This window comes from Brenneria tiliae (assembly GCF_023347575.1).
Taxonomy (GTDB): Bacteria; Pseudomonadota; Gammaproteobacteria; order Enterobacterales; family Enterobacteriaceae; genus Brenneria; species Brenneria corticis.
The window spans coordinates 224,694-241,185 of record NZ_JAKPCB010000103.1 but is presented as its reverse complement, the minus strand read 5'-3'; the positions used below and the strand labels follow the sequence as shown (position 1 = coordinate 241,185).

14 protein-coding genes and 1 other annotated feature (1 of these 15 running past the window's edge) are annotated in these 16,492 nt (G+C 56.5%); of the genes, 3 read left to right on the top strand and 11 right to left on the bottom strand.

Annotated elements, in window-relative coordinates; all coding sequences use genetic code 11:
• Positions 1-296: 296 nt before the first annotated feature.
• The 10 genes from MFP24_RS21935 to MFP24_RS21890 form a co-directional block, all read right to left on the bottom strand.
• The gene (locus MFP24_RS21935; protein ID WP_249232534.1) at positions 297-1,664 is read right to left on the bottom strand and encodes an APC family permease; all 1,368 of its coding nucleotides are present in this window, start codon (positions 1,662-1,664) and stop codon (positions 297-299) included.
• A 266-nt stretch (positions 1,665-1,930) separates the two neighbouring features.
• Positions 1,931-2,677, bottom strand: coding sequence for a flagellar brake protein (locus MFP24_RS21930; protein WP_498366396.1), 747 nt, complete (start codon positions 2,675-2,677; stop codon positions 1,931-1,933).
• Between the two features lie 127 nt (positions 2,678-2,804).
• Entirely contained in the window at positions 2,805-3,704 is a 900-nt protein-coding gene (gene citG / locus MFP24_RS21925; RefSeq protein ID WP_249232536.1) for a triphosphoribosyl-dephospho-CoA synthase CitG, read from the bottom strand.
• Positions 3,682-4,245 (bottom strand): citrate lyase holo-[acyl-carrier protein] synthase, encoded by a 564-nt coding sequence (citX, locus tag MFP24_RS21920; protein WP_249232537.1) that lies wholly within the window; start codon positions 4,243-4,245, stop codon positions 3,682-3,684. The genes citG and citX overlap by 23 nt, the downstream gene beginning before the upstream one ends.
• Positions 4,238-5,767 carry a citrate lyase subunit alpha gene (gene citF / locus MFP24_RS21915; RefSeq protein WP_249232538.1) on the bottom strand — a complete coding sequence of 510 codons (1,530 nt, stop codon included), beginning with the start codon at positions 5,765-5,767 and terminating at the stop codon, positions 4,238-4,240. Before citF ends, citX begins: the two co-directional genes overlap by 8 nt.
• A 41-nt stretch (positions 5,768-5,808) precedes the next feature.
• On the bottom strand, positions 5,809-6,684 hold the full coding sequence (citE, locus tag MFP24_RS21910) for a citrate (pro-3S)-lyase subunit beta (RefSeq protein ID WP_249232539.1): 876 nt from the start codon (positions 6,682-6,684) through the stop codon (positions 5,809-5,811).
• Positions 6,681-6,974: a citrate lyase acyl carrier protein gene (gene citD / locus MFP24_RS21905; RefSeq protein WP_249232540.1), complete on the bottom strand. Its 294-nt coding sequence runs from the start codon at positions 6,972-6,974 to the stop codon at positions 6,681-6,683. Before citD ends, citE begins: the two co-directional genes overlap by 4 nt.
• A gap of 22 nt (positions 6,975-6,996) precedes the next feature.
• Positions 6,997-8,040, bottom strand: coding sequence for a [citrate (pro-3S)-lyase] ligase (gene citC, locus MFP24_RS21900; protein WP_249232541.1), 1,044 nt, complete (start codon positions 8,038-8,040; stop codon positions 6,997-6,999).
• 76 nt (positions 8,041-8,116) lie between these two features.
• Positions 8,117-8,995, bottom strand: coding sequence for a fumarylacetoacetate hydrolase family protein (locus MFP24_RS21895; protein ID WP_249232542.1), 879 nt, complete (start codon positions 8,993-8,995; stop codon positions 8,117-8,119).
• 63 nt (positions 8,996-9,058) lie between these two features.
• Positions 9,059-10,429 (bottom strand): 2-hydroxycarboxylate transporter family protein, encoded by a 1,371-nt coding sequence (locus MFP24_RS21890; protein ID WP_249232543.1) that lies wholly within the window; start codon positions 10,427-10,429, stop codon positions 9,059-9,061.
• A gap of 418 nt (positions 10,430-10,847) precedes the next feature.
• On the opposite strand from MFP24_RS21890, the gene MFP24_RS21885 reads away from it, so the two are divergent.
• From MFP24_RS21885 to MFP24_RS21875, 3 genes are all read left to right on the top strand, one after another.
• Positions 10,848-12,467, top strand: coding sequence for an ATP-binding protein (locus tag MFP24_RS21885; RefSeq protein ID WP_249232544.1), 1,620 nt, complete (start codon positions 10,848-10,850; stop codon positions 12,465-12,467).
• A gap of 40 nt (positions 12,468-12,507) precedes the next feature.
• Complete coding sequence (locus MFP24_RS21880) at positions 12,508-13,209, top strand: response regulator (RefSeq protein ID WP_249232545.1); 702 nt, start codon at positions 12,508-12,510, stop codon at positions 13,207-13,209.
• Positions 13,210-13,462: 253 nt separating this feature from the next.
• Entirely contained in the window at positions 13,463-15,370 is a 1,908-nt protein-coding gene (locus MFP24_RS21875) for a methyl-accepting chemotaxis protein (protein WP_249232546.1), read from the top strand.
• A gap of 76 nt (positions 15,371-15,446) precedes the next feature.
• Here the strand turns inward: MFP24_RS21875 and MFP24_RS21870 are convergent, their stop codons facing one another.
• Entirely contained in the window at positions 15,447-16,274 is an 828-nt protein-coding gene (locus MFP24_RS21870; RefSeq protein WP_249232547.1) for an SDR family oxidoreductase, read from the bottom strand.
• Between the two features lie 192 nt (positions 16,275-16,466).
• Positions 16,467-16,492, top strand: a sequence feature (His leader region) (it continues 96 nt past the right edge of the window).

The following is a 16,492-nucleotide window of genomic DNA, read 5'->3' as shown; positions in this document are numbered from 1 at the left end:
ACACCGAACCGCCAGCGCAAGCAGATCCCCGCCTACTGCCGCGGGGAGGACGGAGGTGACTGCCGCAAGGGACGACGGAGGTGACTGCCGCAAGGGACGACGGAGGTGACTACCGCAAGGGACGACGGAGGTGACTGCCGCGGGGACGACGGAGGTGACTACCGCGGGGACGACGGAGGTGACTACCGCGGGACCGCTGGGGGTATTCGCGGAATGACGGATTTGGATTAGCCATCACCAATGGCTACTTCGTCAATGCTCTGAAGCGGAGAAGCCTATCCCCGCTTTTTAGCTGATTACATCGGCTCTTCACGGCACTGCGGCACCGGCTGACGGAAACGGCGCGTCACCAAAGCCAGATACAGCAGGCCGATGGTTCCCCAAATCAGCCCCAGCGTCATGGAGCTCTCTTCCAGGTTGACCCACAGCGCGCCGACGGTCAGCGCCCCCAGCACCGGCAGGACAAGATAGTTAAAGGTATCTTTCAGCGTACGGTTACGGCGCTCACGGATATAAAACTGGGAAATCACCGACAGGTTGACGAAGGTAAAGGCCACCAGCGCGCCGAAGTTAATCAGCGCGGTCGCCGTAACCAGATCGAAAGAGACCGCCGACAAGGCGACCGCCCCGACCAGCAGCACGTTCAGCGCCGGCGTACGCCATTGCGGATGGATATAGCCGAAGAAACGCTCGGGGAATACGCCGTCGCGGCCCATCACGTACATCAGACGCGACACCCCGGCATGGGCGGCCATGCCTGACGCCAGCACGGTCACGCAGGAGAACACCAGAATAATCGACTGGAAGAACTTCCCGGCGACGTACAGCATGATTTCCGGCTGCGAGGCGTCCGGCTGTTTAAAACGCGAAATATCCGGAAAGTACAGTTGCAGGAAATAGGCGACGGCAATAAAGATCACCCCGCCAATCAGCGCGGTCAGAAAGATGGCTTTCGGGATCACGTTGCCGGCGTCCCGCGTTTCCTCCGACAGGGAGCTGATGCCGTCAAAACCGAGGAAAGAGAAGCAGAGTATGGTGGCGCCGGTGATCATCGGCACCACGTGGGCGTTATCCGACCAGAAAGGCCGGGCGCTGACCAGCGTTCCCGCGCCTTCGCCCTGATAAACGCCGTAAATCACCAATGCCAGAAACACCGCCATAATCGCCACCTGAACCACGACGATGACCGAGTTGAGATTCGCCACCACATTGATGCCGCGCAGATTAAACAGCGTCATCAGCCCGACCAGCGCGGCGACGAAAATCCATGACGGCACGCCGGGGAAAATCGCTTCAAGGTAGATTTTCGCCAGCAGGATATTGATCATCGGCATAAACAGGTAGTCCAGCAGCGACGACCAGCCGACCATAAAGCCGACGTGCGGACTGATGGCTTTTTGCGCATAGGTGTAAGCGGAACCGGCTGACGGGAAGCGACGCACCAGCTTGCCGTAGCTTAAGGCGGTAAACAGGATGCCCGTCAGGGCGAAAGCGTAAGCCGTCGCAACGTGTCCGTCGGTCAGACCGGAGACGATACCAAAGGTGTCAAAAATGGTCATCGGCTGCATATAAGCCAGCCCCATCATAACAACCGGCCATAGCGTGAGCGTTCTTCTTAGCTGGACGCGTTTGCCGGACGCCGTGCTGGTATCAAGTTGCCCCATCTTTCCTTTCCTCTACCGTGCTCTCTGGCACTCAAACAATTTATCTCTCCGGCGCGCAGTCCGGCCTCTGGTTGAAAACATAAATGCAAAAAAATAACCGACGCGCTAAGACGTCGGTTATTTTGCAAGGCGCGTATTCTGCACCACTCATTTCCATCTGACAAGATATTGCGCGGACGGGAAATAATTTTGTTGGCTATCGCGCTGCTTTTCTTTGTTTTATTACAAATTATTCTGTTGCCGTATGGAAAAATTTTACTGAAAAATCACCAATCCTGAAATTTTTTCTTCTTTTCGTTCTGTAATCGTTCCAACTCGAAAATAACCTGCTGCAGGTCGCGCTCCTGAACCGCGGACAGCGCCGGAAACTTGAAGCTCAGCCGCTGGGTGATCCTCACCTCGCCTTTGTTATCGACGTCTTTCATCGTTGACTGGCCGACAAACTGCAAGTCCAGGCAGAAAAAGCCATACTCATCGAGATCCAGCTCGACGTCGCGGATGATATCCCCTTCCGTCAATAGCCCCGTGGTATCGCGATCGGTATACAGACTCAGCCCGCCGAGGGAGAGATCCTTAATGGTAAACTGAAAGCGGGTGTCGTCCGGTAATTCGCCGCGGCACAACAGCGGCGGCCAAAGCGGCGTGTTGATGCGGAAATAGGTCCTGCGCTGAATCAGATAGAGCCGTTCCGGAATAGACGCCGTGAACGCCGGCAGGCCCTGAAAATCGATGGTTCTGGCTATTTTGGCGCTAAACTCCACTTTAGCCCCCGTCGGTTCCGCCACGAAAGATAATTTCCCCGCATACAACGCCCGGCTGTTTTCATGCTCAACGCCGCCCAGGTCAAATACGAAAATATCATCGTCGGATATCACATCAAGGATTTTACTGATGAACTGGCCGCGAGAATGATGAACCATAACGCTGGTATCGTTTTTCTTTAATTCACGCAGTGTTGCACAGATAGCCAGTTTATTACGCTTGACGAACTGCTCTTTCAAATTTTCATCCACCGCTGTTATCCTCATCCTATAGCCATAGTCTTATTAATGCCTTTATCTAATGAACCACATGATGCAAATCGCTTCAAACGGTATCGACACATATCATCTATAACTTTAGGGAATCAGGTATAACGGCTCAGGCTTCAGGATAGTGAAATAACAGCCAGGTCAGCGCCAGCAAGTCCGCGCTGCCGCCGGGGCTGAGGTTTCTGGCGATCAGCGCCTTATCCATGGTAATCAGCGCCTGCCGATCCAGCGGCGCGGCGAGCAGTTTTCCGGCGTAGCGCTGTACAAAGTCCAGCCCCTGCATACCGCCCCGGGAAACCAGGTTGGTATCCGGGTTGTGCGCCATCAGCACCAGCAGCGTGTGCAGTAGCGCCGTTTCCTCGTCGGCCCCCGCGGCGACGGCCCGCGTTAATGCCGGTAATGAAAACCGGCGCACGGTATTGAATCCGCTGGCCGCCTCCCCCCTTGCGCCGGTCAGGCCGTAGCGACGATAGAGATGTTCCCCGGCGGTTGCCGCGCCGCCGCCGTGCGCCAGCTCCCGGCGCACCATATCGCGGCATATTTCCGCTACGCTGCGGCACAGATCCCGGCGGGTCACGCGCCGTCCCTGAGCCGCCAGCCACCCGGCCGCGGCGCAAAGCAGACCAAAGGCGAAGATCCCGCCTTTGTGGGCGTTGACGCCCTTTGTCGCCGCGAACATCGCCTGCTCGCAGGCCAGCCCGATGGGCCGGATCTGGGGAAGCAACTGCGGCAAAGGCAGATAGGCATAGCGCCAGCCGGCGGCGGTAAAGCGGCGAAACCAGGGGGATATGGCGCGGATGCTGTCGTGAAACAGAGCGACGTCCATATCGCGGTGCGCGCCGTTGTTCGCCCGGTCCACCAGCCCCGGTTTGGGCGTCAGCATCACCTCCGCCGTCAGCGCCCGCGTCACCCAAAGGTCAATATCCGGCAGCGCCGCAGGCGATACGCCATCCCGCCGAGCGGACGGCGCGCGCGGCGTCAATGGCTCAGGCCGGATTGAAATAGGCATTAAGCATTCCCTCAACGTGCCGCACCAGCTCCGGCAACGGGTGGTTCCGCGAGCGCCCGCAGGCGTGAGCCGCCCGTTGGCACAGCAGGCAGCGGCGAGCCTCATGCGCCAGCATTGCGCGGCCGATCGCCCCTTCCCGCGGGCAGATCACATCGATATCCCACAGCCGGCCCAACGGGTGGCGCTCTTCCAGCGCGATGGCGGCGGCTTTGACCGTCGGCGCGTCTTTGCCGATCGCCCAAAAGCCTTCGGCGCCGGTCGCCAGCCACTGGGTTTGCTGCGCCAGCACCGGCCAGCCGCGCCGCCGGCAGAGCGTATTCAGCGCCTCGATCGCTTCGCCCATGGCAAGGCGGTACGGCGCGCTATCCTTTACCGGCCCCGGCGTAACCAGCGTCAGCGAAACCAGCGTGGCGCGATACTCCGTCAGCCACGCGCGCTGCCGCGCGGCGCGGCGCTCCTTCGCCGCGAGCAACGCTTTCAGGGTAACGGGAACGGGGTCGTCCACGGTCCGCTGCCTGATTGGTTGGTCCGTTTTACTCATCGCTTTCTTTCACCTGGCGCACCACGTCGATCACGCTGCCGTCCCGATAGCGGATCACCCCGACAATGCGCTCATGAAACTCAATCGCCCTGGGTTCGCCCACCAGTTCGATGGCCCGTTGATACAGCGCTTCAATCGACAGCAGCGGCAACCCCGCCTGTTGCAGGCGCTGCGCGACTTCCGGGCGCCGGGGATTCACGGCGATGCCGTGATCGGTCACCAGCACGTCGATGCTCTCTCCCGGCGTGACGCAGGTGGTGACCTGGCGAACCACCGTCGGAATACGGCTGCGGATCAGCGGCGCGACGACAATAGTCAGGTTCGCCGCCGTGGCGACGTCGCAGTGGCCGCCCGACGCGCCGCGCATGACCCCGTCCGAACCGGTGATCACGTTAACGTTAAAATCGGTGTCGATTTCCAGCGCGCTGAGGATCACCACATCCAGTTGGTCGCAGCAGGCCGCTTTCGCGCTCGGATTGGCGTAGACATTGGTGGAGATTTCCACATGGTTCGGGTTCCTGGCCAGCGATTCCGCCGCGTTGGCGTCGAAGCACTGGGTGTCGAGCAGTTTTTCAATCAGCCCTTTTTCATGCAAATCGACGATGCTGCCGGTAATGCCGCCCAGGGCAAAGCTCGCCACGATATTCTGCTGGCGCATTTTGTCTTCCAGAAAGCGGGTGCAGGCGGTGGAGGCCGCGCCGGAGCCGGTCTGAATGGAGAAGCCGTTTTTAAAATAGCCGGAATGTTCGATAACGTCCGCGGCGCGGCGGGCGATCAGCAGCTCACGCGGGTTGCTGGTGACGCGAGCCGCCCCGACGCTGATCCTGGCCGGGTCGCCCACTTCCGCCACCTGCACCACGTAGTCCACCCGATCCTGCACGATGCTGGCGGGCATATTGGGAAACGGCGCCAGGCTTTCCGTCAGCAGCACCACTTTGCGCGCGTACTGGGCGTCCACCATGGCATAGCCCAGCGAGCCGCAGCGCGATCTCCCCGCCGTGCCGTTGGCGTTGCCGAATTCATCGCTGCACGGCACGCCGAGAAACGCCACGTCCACCTTCAGTTCGCCGCTTTGCAGCAGGTGCACCCGGCCGCCGTGCGAATGGATGTTCACCGGCTCTTTCATCAGGCCGTGGGAAATGGCGTCCGCCAGTTCGCCGCGCATGCCGGAGGTGTAGATGCGGGCGATCACCCCGGCGCGAATATGTTCAATCAGCGGCGCGTTGCAGCTCATCAGCGAGCTGGAGGCCAGCGTCAGGTTTTTGAATCCCAGCTGCGCCAGCGTGTCCACCACCCTATTAATCACCTTGTCGCCTTCGCGGAAATGGTGGTGGAAAGAGATGGTCATGCCGTCTTTCAGGCCGCTTTTAGCGATGGCCTCGGCCAGATCGGCGCACAGTTTGCGTTCATGCTTCCGTTTGACGTCGTTTAGCCAGGGAGTCTGGTGATTCGCATCGACAAAGGGGGACAGATTGCGCGTTTGCGGGTACTGCCGTTGCAGCGCTTCAATAAAGTTGCTCATGGTCTAATCCTGTGATTCCTGAGATCTATCATTGCCGGGTCTTATTTACGCACGCCGGAAGCCTGAGCGCGTTCCAGAACCATGCGCGCGTGGTCGATAATCGGCGCGTCGATCATTTTCCCATTCAGGGAAATCACCCCCAGTCCCGCGCGCTCCCCCTCTTCCGCGGCCTGCAGCACCCGGTGGGAGTAATCCACTTCGTCCTGCGTCGGCGCATAGGCGTTATGCAGCAGCTCAATCTGGCGGGGATTAATCAGCGATTTGCCGTTAAAACCCAGTTTGCGGATCAGCTCGACTTCCCGCAGGAAGCCGGCGTCGTCGTTGACGTTGGAATAGACCACGTCGAAAGCGTCGATGCCGGCCGCGCGCGCGGCGTGCAGCACCGCGCAACGGGCGTAGAACAGTTCGGTGCCGTCGCCGCGTTCGGTCTGCATATCAATCACATAGTCGAAGGCCGCCAGCGCAATGCCGATCATCCGCGGCGACGAGCGGGCGATGGAGACGGCGTTAATCACGCCCAGCGCCGACTCGATGGCCGCCATAATGCGGGTGGAGCCCACTTCCCGCCCGCAGGCTTTCTCGATGCGCGCCAGATGCCCTTCCAGTTCATCCACGTCGTCGGTGGAGTCGGTTTTCGGCAGGCGGATAACGTCGGCGCCGCCGCGCACCGCGGCCTCCAGATCCAGCAGGCCGAACGGAGTGCTCAGCTGATTGATGCGCACCACGGTTTCAATATCGCGGTACATCGGGTGCTGCAACGCATGGAAAACCAGCAGGCGGGCGGTATCTTTTTCGCGCAGGGAAACCGCATCCTCCAGGTCGAACATGATGGAGTCGGGTTTATAAATAAACGAATTGGACAACATGGCGGCATTCGCTCCCGGCAGAAATAACATGCTGCGGCGCAATTTTTTCATTGCAGTTTCTCCCATTCCACCTGCTGAACGTCCGCCGCGCGCAACACCGCGCTCTGCACCCTGGCGCGAATCACGCAGTCCAGCGCGCCCTTATCTTCAACAACGATCGTGCCCGCGGTGATCTCCAGCGCTTGCAGCGTCTCATTCACCACCTGTCTTATCCGATGGCCGAACTGCTTTATCACTTCGCTGTTAATCACCACGGTGAGCTCTCCCTGCGCCGGCGCGACCTTGACCAGCAGATCGCTGGATTCCAGGGTTCCGGCCAGAGACTCCTTAATAATCTTCATAGGGCTGTCCTGATTAATTTAATTAAGCGTATTCGGCCTGGTAATAGCGCTGTAAATGCTCCAGCGTCGAGGCCGGCACTAATTCCTGAATACGGCGGTATTGCCGCAGTTTTAATAACTTTCTCACTTCAGAGGCGGAGATCGCCACGCCGGCGCTTTCCCGTTTACGCTCGATTTCCATCACCGCCAGCGCGGGCGCATCCACGGCCGACGCGTTCTCCAGCCGGAAATGCATATCCTGGTTATACTGCCGCGTCAGCGCGCAAAACGGCTCCGTGCCGACGAAGCGCCGGGTAATGCCCAACGCCGGCGCGATATATTTTCTGAAAATAATCAAATCCAGCGCGGCATGCGCGCGGGTAATCAATTTTTCCTCTTTCAGAAAATAACCGGGGAAGGTGGCTTTGGAGATCATATATTCCGATCCGGCGTGTACCGTCAGATTGTCGATATGGGTCACGCCCCGGCGCACCATTTCCAGCCGTTCGTCAAAGGGAAATAGCGACGCGTCTTCGCGCACCACGAAAAGGTGCAGCCAGTCGCACGACTGCGCCGCGCGTTCCGCCAGATAGCGATGCCCCAGCGTGAACGGATTGGCGTTCATCACGATGGCCCCGATAGGCGTGCCCGGCCGGCGATACGCCGCCAGCGAGCGGCAGTACTGCGTGATGCCGATGGGGGTATTTTCCATCAGCACGGCGCTATCCTGATACTGCGCCAGCGGATAAAAGCCGCAGGCGCGGAAAATGGCGATGTTTTGCGGTTTGGTATAGAGGAATAGATGAAAATGGCCGCGCTGCGCCGCCTGCTGCACCACCTCATTGATCACCCGAACGCCCAGGTTCCGATCGCGGTACCGCGGGGCCACCGCGACGCACTTGATGATGTTTGCCGCCATGCCCGCGCAGGCCGCCAATTCGCCGCCCAGGCGGCCGGTGACAAAGGTGTCGATATCATCATCCATACCGAGCCGGCACTGCGCCAGCAACCGGCGAATCTCGGGGATTGCCTGAGGCTGCATGCGCATATCCAAGGTATCGAAAAAGACGGAATCATTGGCATGCATAACGATTAATCCTGCATCTGACTTCTGTTGTTCAACATAGATTGGTATACCTCCGGGCAACCCGGAGGCGTATCGCTTAGTGCGCGGCGGCCGCGGCCGGCGTCGGCTGCCGTTGCTGATTGGCGTCAACCACCAGGTTGCGCAGATGGCCGACGTTCTCAATCTCGACCTCAATACGGTCGCCCGCCTGCATAAACAGCGGCGGATTGCGCTTTTTGCCCACGCCGCCCGGCGAACCGGTGATAATGACGTCGCCCGCGCTCAGCGCGGTGAAGGTGCTGATATATTCAATCAGCTCCGCGACCGGGTGGATCATGCTGCCGGTATTGTCGTCCTGCACCATCCGGCCATTCAGATAGGTATGAATCGCCAACGCCTGCGGGTCGGGGATTTCATCCGCCGTGGTCAGATAGGGGCCGAACGCCCCCGTCCGGCGCCAGTTTTTGCCCGCGGTAAACCAGCTGTGCTGCCAGTCGCGCGCCGAGCCGTCCATGTAGCAGCTGTAACCGGCGACGTGCGAGAGCGCCGCATCGCGGGAAATATTTTGTCCGCCCTTGCCGATCACCACCGCCAGTTCCCCTTCATAGTCAAACTCGCTGGAATAGAGCGGTTTGATCACCGGCGTGCCATGCCCGGTTTGCGAGTCGGCGAAACGGACGAATAACGTCGGCGCCGGATCCTCCTGGTTAAACTCCTGGCGTTTCGCCGCATAGTTCATGCCGACGCACAATATTTTTCCCGGTTCGGCAATAACCGGCAGAAAGGTGACCTCGGACAGCGCGACGTCCGGCGCGGCATGGGTAAATTCCCGCGCCGCGGGCAACGCATCCTGGGCGAGCAGCGATTTTAAATCGGGGTAGCGATGGCCGATTTTGGCGCCGAGATCGATCAGGCCGGTCGGCGTATAAATACCGAAGCTGTTTTTGTCGTTATAGCGATAGCTTGCCAGTTTCATAATATTTCCCGTTTAAAATAGACCTGCGATAACCTGCGGTGTTATTTCTTTTGCTCAATATGTTCAGACCAGGAAGTTGCCCAGCACCAGGAGCGAAATCGATACGTTAATCGCCCCGCCGATGCGCGTGGCGATCTGCGCGAACGGCATCAGCACCATCCGGTTGCCCGCGGTCAGTATCGCCACGTCCCCCGTACCGCCTTGCCCGCTCTGGCAGCAGGAAACAATGGCGACGTCAATGGGGTGCATCCCGATCTTTCTGCCGACAAAGAAGCCGGTGGCCACCAGGGCGACGACGGTGCTGATAATCACCAGCAGATTTTGCAGCGTGAAGGCGTTCACCAGTTCCTGCCATGGCGTAATCGCCACGCCGACCGCGAACAGAATCGGGTAGGTCACCGAGGTCTGGAAGAATTTGTAGACAACCTGCGAACCTTCGAGCATTTTCGGCGACACGCCGTGAACCAGTTTCACCAGCACCGCGACAAACAGCATACCGACCGGCGCGGGCAGGCCGATCAGCTTGTGCCCCAGCATGCCGATCATATAAAGCAGGACGGCCAGCAGCGCGCCGGAGGCGATGGCGGTCACATCGGCCTTGCTGCTGAAGCCGGTTACCGGCGTACCGCCGTCGGGGTTGTTCAGGTTGTTGCCCTTGTTCGGCATCAGTTCGCCTTCGCCGGTCAGGTGCGGATAACGTTTGCCAAGCTGGTTCAGCATGCCGGCGATAATAATCGCGGTCAGGCTGCCCAGCATCACGATAGGAAGAATTCGTCCCAATGCAACTCCTTGTTCCATATGTAGAATGGTAGCATAGCCTATCGACAGCGGAATTGCCCCCTCGCCCACGCCGCCGGCCATGATGGGCAGAATCAGGAAGAAGAAGATTTGGAACGGATCCATGCCGAGCGCGATGCCGACCGCCATACCGACGACCATGCCGACCACTTCGCCGCACAGCATTGGAAAGAAAATACGCATAAAGCCCTGAATCAGCGTTTGCCGATTCATGCTCATAATGCTGCCGACGATAATGCAGCAGATATAGAGATAGAGAATATTGGTGCTTTTATAGAATTTGGTCGTTGATTCAACCACCACATCCGGCAGCAGTCCGTAATAAACCATCGCCGACGGAATAAAGGTGGCGCAAATTGCCGCCGCCCCCATTTTGCCGATAATCGGCAGGCGTTTGCCAAACTCGCCGCAGGCAAAACCGAAGAAGGCCAGCGTGGCGACCATCACCACAATATCACTCGGCAATTTGCCATTCAGACAGTCAATGCCGATTAATACCCCCGCCAGTAAAAAGAGCGGCACCGGAATAATACCCACTTTGTAAGTATCAAGAATGTGCCACCATTTTTCCTTTAATGAGGTCTTCCTGGTTGCTTCATTACCCGCCACAACATATGAATCTTCAGTCGTACTCATAACCCTATCCCCGTTTTATTTTGTCCGCACATCATAGGGAACGGAGATCATTATTATGTGATTAGCTTCAAATTAAAAAATGAGTTTTAAAGGCACTTATGGTTTTTATGGTTTAAATAAATAAAGTATATAAAAAACATATTGTTATTAACACCCGGCGCCGGGTGTAAATTTTATGGTTTCTATGTTTTTTATGGTTTTTATTTCCTAAAAAACGTTATGTTGATAAAAAGTAATTGAGATGTTTGCCAAAAATATATTTAAACGTAATTTTTATAATATGTAATTATTGAAACATCTAATGGTTAAATTATAAACGTGTAGCTGCTCACAAGTTTCTAGCTCCTTGTGCCTAACTATTTTTATTCATGCTAAATTAGCCGACTGTTTTCCGCTAACCAGACGGGTTGTTTGTATCATGGCATTGAGAATTTCTTTTCATATCAAATTGTTTATCTATTTGATTATTTTCTTCTCTCTGTTGCTGATATTAACCGGCGTTTATTACTGGCATGATATCGACCAACAGCTTTATTCCGAACTGGGGACCCGTGCGCAGGTACAGGCGAGAGAAATTGCCGTTATTCCTTCACTGATCGAGTCGGTGAAAAGCCGGGACGTCAAACAGATCGATGCCCTCGCGCGTCAGCTAAAACAGCGCAGCGACGCCAGTTATATCGTTATCGGCGATAACCACGGCCGTCACCTTTTTCATTCGGAAGACGGCCGGCAAATAGGTACGGCCATGGTGGGCGGCGATAATCTTGAGGTTCTGGCCGGGAAAAGCATTATCTCCGTGCGCCGCGGCGGGATTGGTATTTCGCTGCGCAGTAAAGCGCCGATTATGGATGGCGACAAGGTTATCGGCATTGTGTCGGTCGGTTATCTGAAAACGCATATCGATAACCTTACCTTCAGCAAGCTGGCGCATATTTTACTGGTTATCCTGGTTATGTTTGTGGCGCTGTTCATTTTTTCCTGGTGGTTCTCCCGTAATCTGAAAAAACAGATGTTCGGTCTGGAACCCCATGAGATCCGCCTGCTGGTTCGGCAACAGAAAGCCCTGCTGGAATCCATTTATGAAGGGGTGATCGCCATTGACAAGCAGCATCGCATCGCGGCGATCAACCATGCGGCCAAAGAGATTCTGGCCCTCGCAGAGCCGTCCAAGCAACTGCGGGGCCGGCCCATTGAAGAGGTGATCAAGCCGGTTCCCTTTTTCTCCGGTCAGGAGATGTGGATCAGCGATACCCACGACGAAATCTGCCGCTTTAATCACGCCACGGTGATCGCCAGCCGCGTGCGTATCCTGCTGGAAGACCAGCTGCAGGGGTGGGTTATCAGCTTTCGCGGCAAAAATGATATTCATACCCTCAGTATGCAGCTCAGCCAGGTGAAGCGTTATGCCAACAGCCTGCGCATCCTGCGCCACGAGCAGTTGAACTGGACGGCCACGCTGGCCGGGCTGCTGCATTTGAAACGTTATGATGAGGCAATCCGCTACATTGAAGCCCAGTCGGAAAGCGCGCAGGTGGTGCTGGATTTTGTTTCCCGGCGCTTCCGTTCGCCCGCTCTGTGCGGGCTACTGCTGGGTAAATACGCCGCCGCCAAAGAGAAAGGGATTGAGATGATCTTCGATCCCCGCTGTCAGCTTGCCGACATCCCCGCCGCGCTGAGCGAAACCGAGCTGATGTCCATCATCGGCAACCTGCTGGACAACGCGGTGGAGGCGACCCTCGCCGGTCAAGCGCCGCACGACCCGATAGAGATTTATATTTACGATGGCGAACAGGAGCTGGTGATAGAGATAGCCGATCGGGGCATCGGCATCGATTCGGCCATCGCCGACCGGCTGTTCGAGATGGGCGTGACCAGCAAAACGCAGGGCGACCACGGACTCGGCCTGCATCTGGTCACCAGCTACGTCAATCAGGCCCAGGGGCTTATCGAAGTCTCGGCCAATCAGCCGCACGGCAGCGTGTTTTCCATTTTTATACCTAAAAAATCTTCCGTTCATCCCCATACGCTCACCGGCTGACGGGGATGACGACCACAGGATACCAACGGAGATTCCGAGAATGACGCATACTGATAATTTCGATGTCTTAATCGTGGAAGATGAGAAGAGGCTGGCAAATATTCACGCTGAATTTATTGAAAAAAATTTCGGCCTGCGCGTTGTGGATATCGCCACCACGCTCTCCGACGCCAAAAGGCTGCTGCAACGGCACAAGCCGCGCCTGATTCTGCTGGATAATTATCTGCCCGACGGCGAGGGGGTTTCTCTTATCGAAAGCGAGTGGCTCAAGGGCCTTAACTGCTCGGTGATTTTTATCACCGCGGCCAGCGATATGCACACCTGCGCCCAGGCGATCCGCTGCGGCGCATTTGACTACATCATCAAACCGGTATCCTACCCGCGGCTGCGCTCATCGCTGGAGCGTTTTATCCAGTTTGTCAAAACGCAGCATACCTACAAGATCGTCGACCAGCAAAACGTCGATATTCTCTACCAGCTGCAATCCGCCGGGTCCACGGCGGGTACCGCGGGCAAAGGTATCGAGGAAAATACCCTGGGGCTGATCCGGCAGATTTTTTTCAATGATGAAAACGATCGCCTCTACTCCGTTGACGATGTGGTGGCGCAAACCGGATTGAGCAAAACGACCGCCCGCCGCTATCTGGAATATTGCGTGGAAAGCCACTTTCTCGACATCGAGATGCGCTACGGCAAGATTGGACATCCGCGACGGCTGTACCGCAAAAAAGCCGCCGAATAGCGACGCGGCTTATTTGGCGGCATGAGCATCGGGTCCGGGCCGTTTATTACGGCCCCTAGAAATAACCATCGTTTATTTGCCCAACGTTTACCGTACGCATGCCCAATGCGGTAATAAGCGCATCACAAAATCTCATTCTTTATACTTTAAAATCTAAAACTCCCGTCACATATACCGATAACCCACCTCGGTAGAAATTTAATAAAACATTGACATCATTCATCATGAATGTTTTTTTCTAATGGAGAAAACCATGCATTACCTGATAAATAGTCTCCGCAATACTAAAATATCGCATAAGCTTTATATTGGATTTGGCGTTATTTTATTGCTGGTCGTCATCGCATCATCGCTTAGCGTTAACCGATTTGAATCAATTCGCCTGATATATGAAAAAACCAATCTGATATACAATATCAACATTGAGGTTTTTCAAGCTAAAATCAACAGGTTGAAATATTTCTACTCCGCAGATGAAGATTCCCGCAACGTCATGTCCAACTATATCAAGCATGCGTCGGAATTAACCGCTCAGGCTCAGCAACTCTCCTGGAGCGATGAAGAAACGGCCTATATTGATAACATCGTCCGGCATCTGGATGAATTTCAAGGGTCGATTAGCCAGATGGGCGAAGCCATGAAAAAGGTCGTCGCCAATCGGGAAAGTCTAAATAGCCATAATCTGCAAAATATCATTCACCGATCGGACAATAGCTCCGCGCTGCCGTCAGATGACGGTAATATCAACGGCGGTCTCGATAACCTGATTTTTTTAATCGCCGAGATAAAAAGTCGCGCCTACGAACTGCAGCTTAAAGAAAGCGAGGCGGCGTTAAAAGATTTGGCGCAAAGCTTTAATAACGCGGCGCAGTTTTATCAGCGCCTGGCGCCGACCCTATCGCCCGCGGACAGGTCGGTCGCCGACGAATTGTGGACCTATGCCGTCAATTACCGCAAGCTTAACGAGGATTATTTCGCGGCGCTCAACGAGCTGAAAAAAGCGGAAGACGCGGTTAAAGTCGCGGGAGATAAAAGCAGCGCCGCGATCAAATCCATCATCAATATCGTTAAAGAGAAAAATGACGATCTGGCCAATGATTCCTCCCATATCACCATCGTTATCGGCCTGATAGCCGTTATTATCGGCATGATTACCTCCATCGCCATTACCCGGCAAATCACCAGGCCCGTCATCTACAATCTGGCGCTGGCCGAGCGCATCGCCGGCGGCGATCTCTCCGCCTCCATCGTGGTTGACCGGCGCGATGAATTAGGACAATTGACGGCGGCCATGGCTCGCATGAATGAAAAACTGCGCGGCATGATTAGCAATGTGCGCGACAGCGTGGATAGCGTCGCCGATTCAGCCGCCAAAATCGCCATCGGCAATAATGATTTGTCATCCCGCACGGAACAGCAGTCGGCGGCGGTGGTCGAAACCGCCGCCAGTATGGAAGAGTTGACCTCGACGGTAAAAAACAACGCCGACAATGCCAGACATGCCAGCCAGATAACGGCGGAAGCATCGCAAAACGCCCATAAAGGCGGCGAGGTGGTGCAGAAGGTGGTCAGCACCATGAATGATATCTCCGCCAGTTCGAATAAAATCGCGGATATCACCGCCGTGATTAACAGCATCGCCTTCCAGACCAATATTCTGGCCCTGAACGCCGCCGTGGAAGCGGCGCGGGCCGGCGAGCAGGGGCGCGGATTCGCGGTGGTCGCAAGCGAAGTGCGCAATTTGTCTCAGCGCAGCTCCCAGGCGGCGAAAGAGATTGCCGGCCTGATATCCGAGTCCGTGACGCGTATTGATATTGGCAGCAAACTGGCGGCAAACGCCGGTGCGGCCATGCAGCAAATCGTCTCCTCGGTATCCCGGGTGAACGACATCATGGGCGAGATCTCCTCCGCTTCAGATGAGCAAAGCCGCGGCATTGAGCAAATAGCGCGGGCGATTAGCGAGCTCGATACCACCACGCAACAGAATGCGGCGCTGGTTATGGAGTCTTCCATCTCGGCCAACTCGCTGGAGGAGCAGTCCTCCCTGTTGGAAAAAATGGTCGCCTACTTTCGTTTATCGGAGCATGAAATCCGCGATCCGCAACTGGCGGTGAACGGCGTCCCTGCGCAACCCAAGGCGCTGCCTCACGGTCAGGCGTAATACGCCGGCGCGCCTACCGTGCGGGCGTTTTACCCGCACGGTAGGCCTTATCCGCCGGTAGCGGATCAAGTCGAGGCTAATTCAGCGGCATCAGCATCGGGTCCGGGTAGAGATAGTCGAATCCGAGCTCGCGGCAGATGCGCTGACCGTCGACGATGCGCCCGGAAGCATCGTCTTCCCCGGCAACGAACTGCGGCGGGGTCAGGCCCAGCTGGCGGGCCCGATCGGCATAATAGCGCCGTTTGGCGGGATGTCCCGGCGCGCAAAGGTTATACAGATGCCCGCCCTGAGGAAGTTTCAGCAATAGCTGAATGGCCTCCAGCACATCTTCCTGATGTACCAGGTTCACGCCGTGAGAACCGCCGCTCAGCCCCGTTTTACCCGCCAGAAAACGTCCGGGATGGCGATCGATGCCCACCAGCCCGGCCAGGCGCAGGATATCCACCGAGGTATCCGGTAAATGCCTCAACCACTGTTCAAGCGACGCCAGCACCTTGCCGGCGACGGATACCGGCCGCAGCGGCGTGTTTTCCCGTACGGTGCCGGCGCTATCGCCATAGACGGAGGTTGAACTGGTGAAAATAATCCGCGGCACGTTAAACACCCGCGCCGTATTGACCAACGTCTGCACCGCCTGAGCATAACTTTCCCCACCCTGGGCGGTGCGGCTCGCCGGCAGCGTGATCACCAGCGCGTCAACCTGCAACAGGGCTTTCAGCTCCTCGGCGTCGCATTCCAGTTCGGGGGTAAGCCTGAGCTGATAACATTCAATACCGCTCAGCCGGGCGGCTTCAACGCCGTCGATGGTGGTTTTGCTGCCGACGACCTGATAGCCGTGACCGTTCAGCGCCCATGCCAGCGGCATACCTAACCAACCCAGCCCGATAATGGCCACTTTTTTCATTTTCAACTCCCCCGCTGTTACGCTGCAAAATTACCCCGCCGCCGATGGTCTGAGACGTTGCCCATAGCCAATCGACCCCATCCGCTAAAAAAGTGTTGCACAAATACCCGCACATGGTTTAGCTTATCCGCCTGACGGTAAATATATTGACACAATCCAGAGATATTCTATGACAAGCGTTCTGTTTAACCACCATCATCACCATCACCCTGACTAGT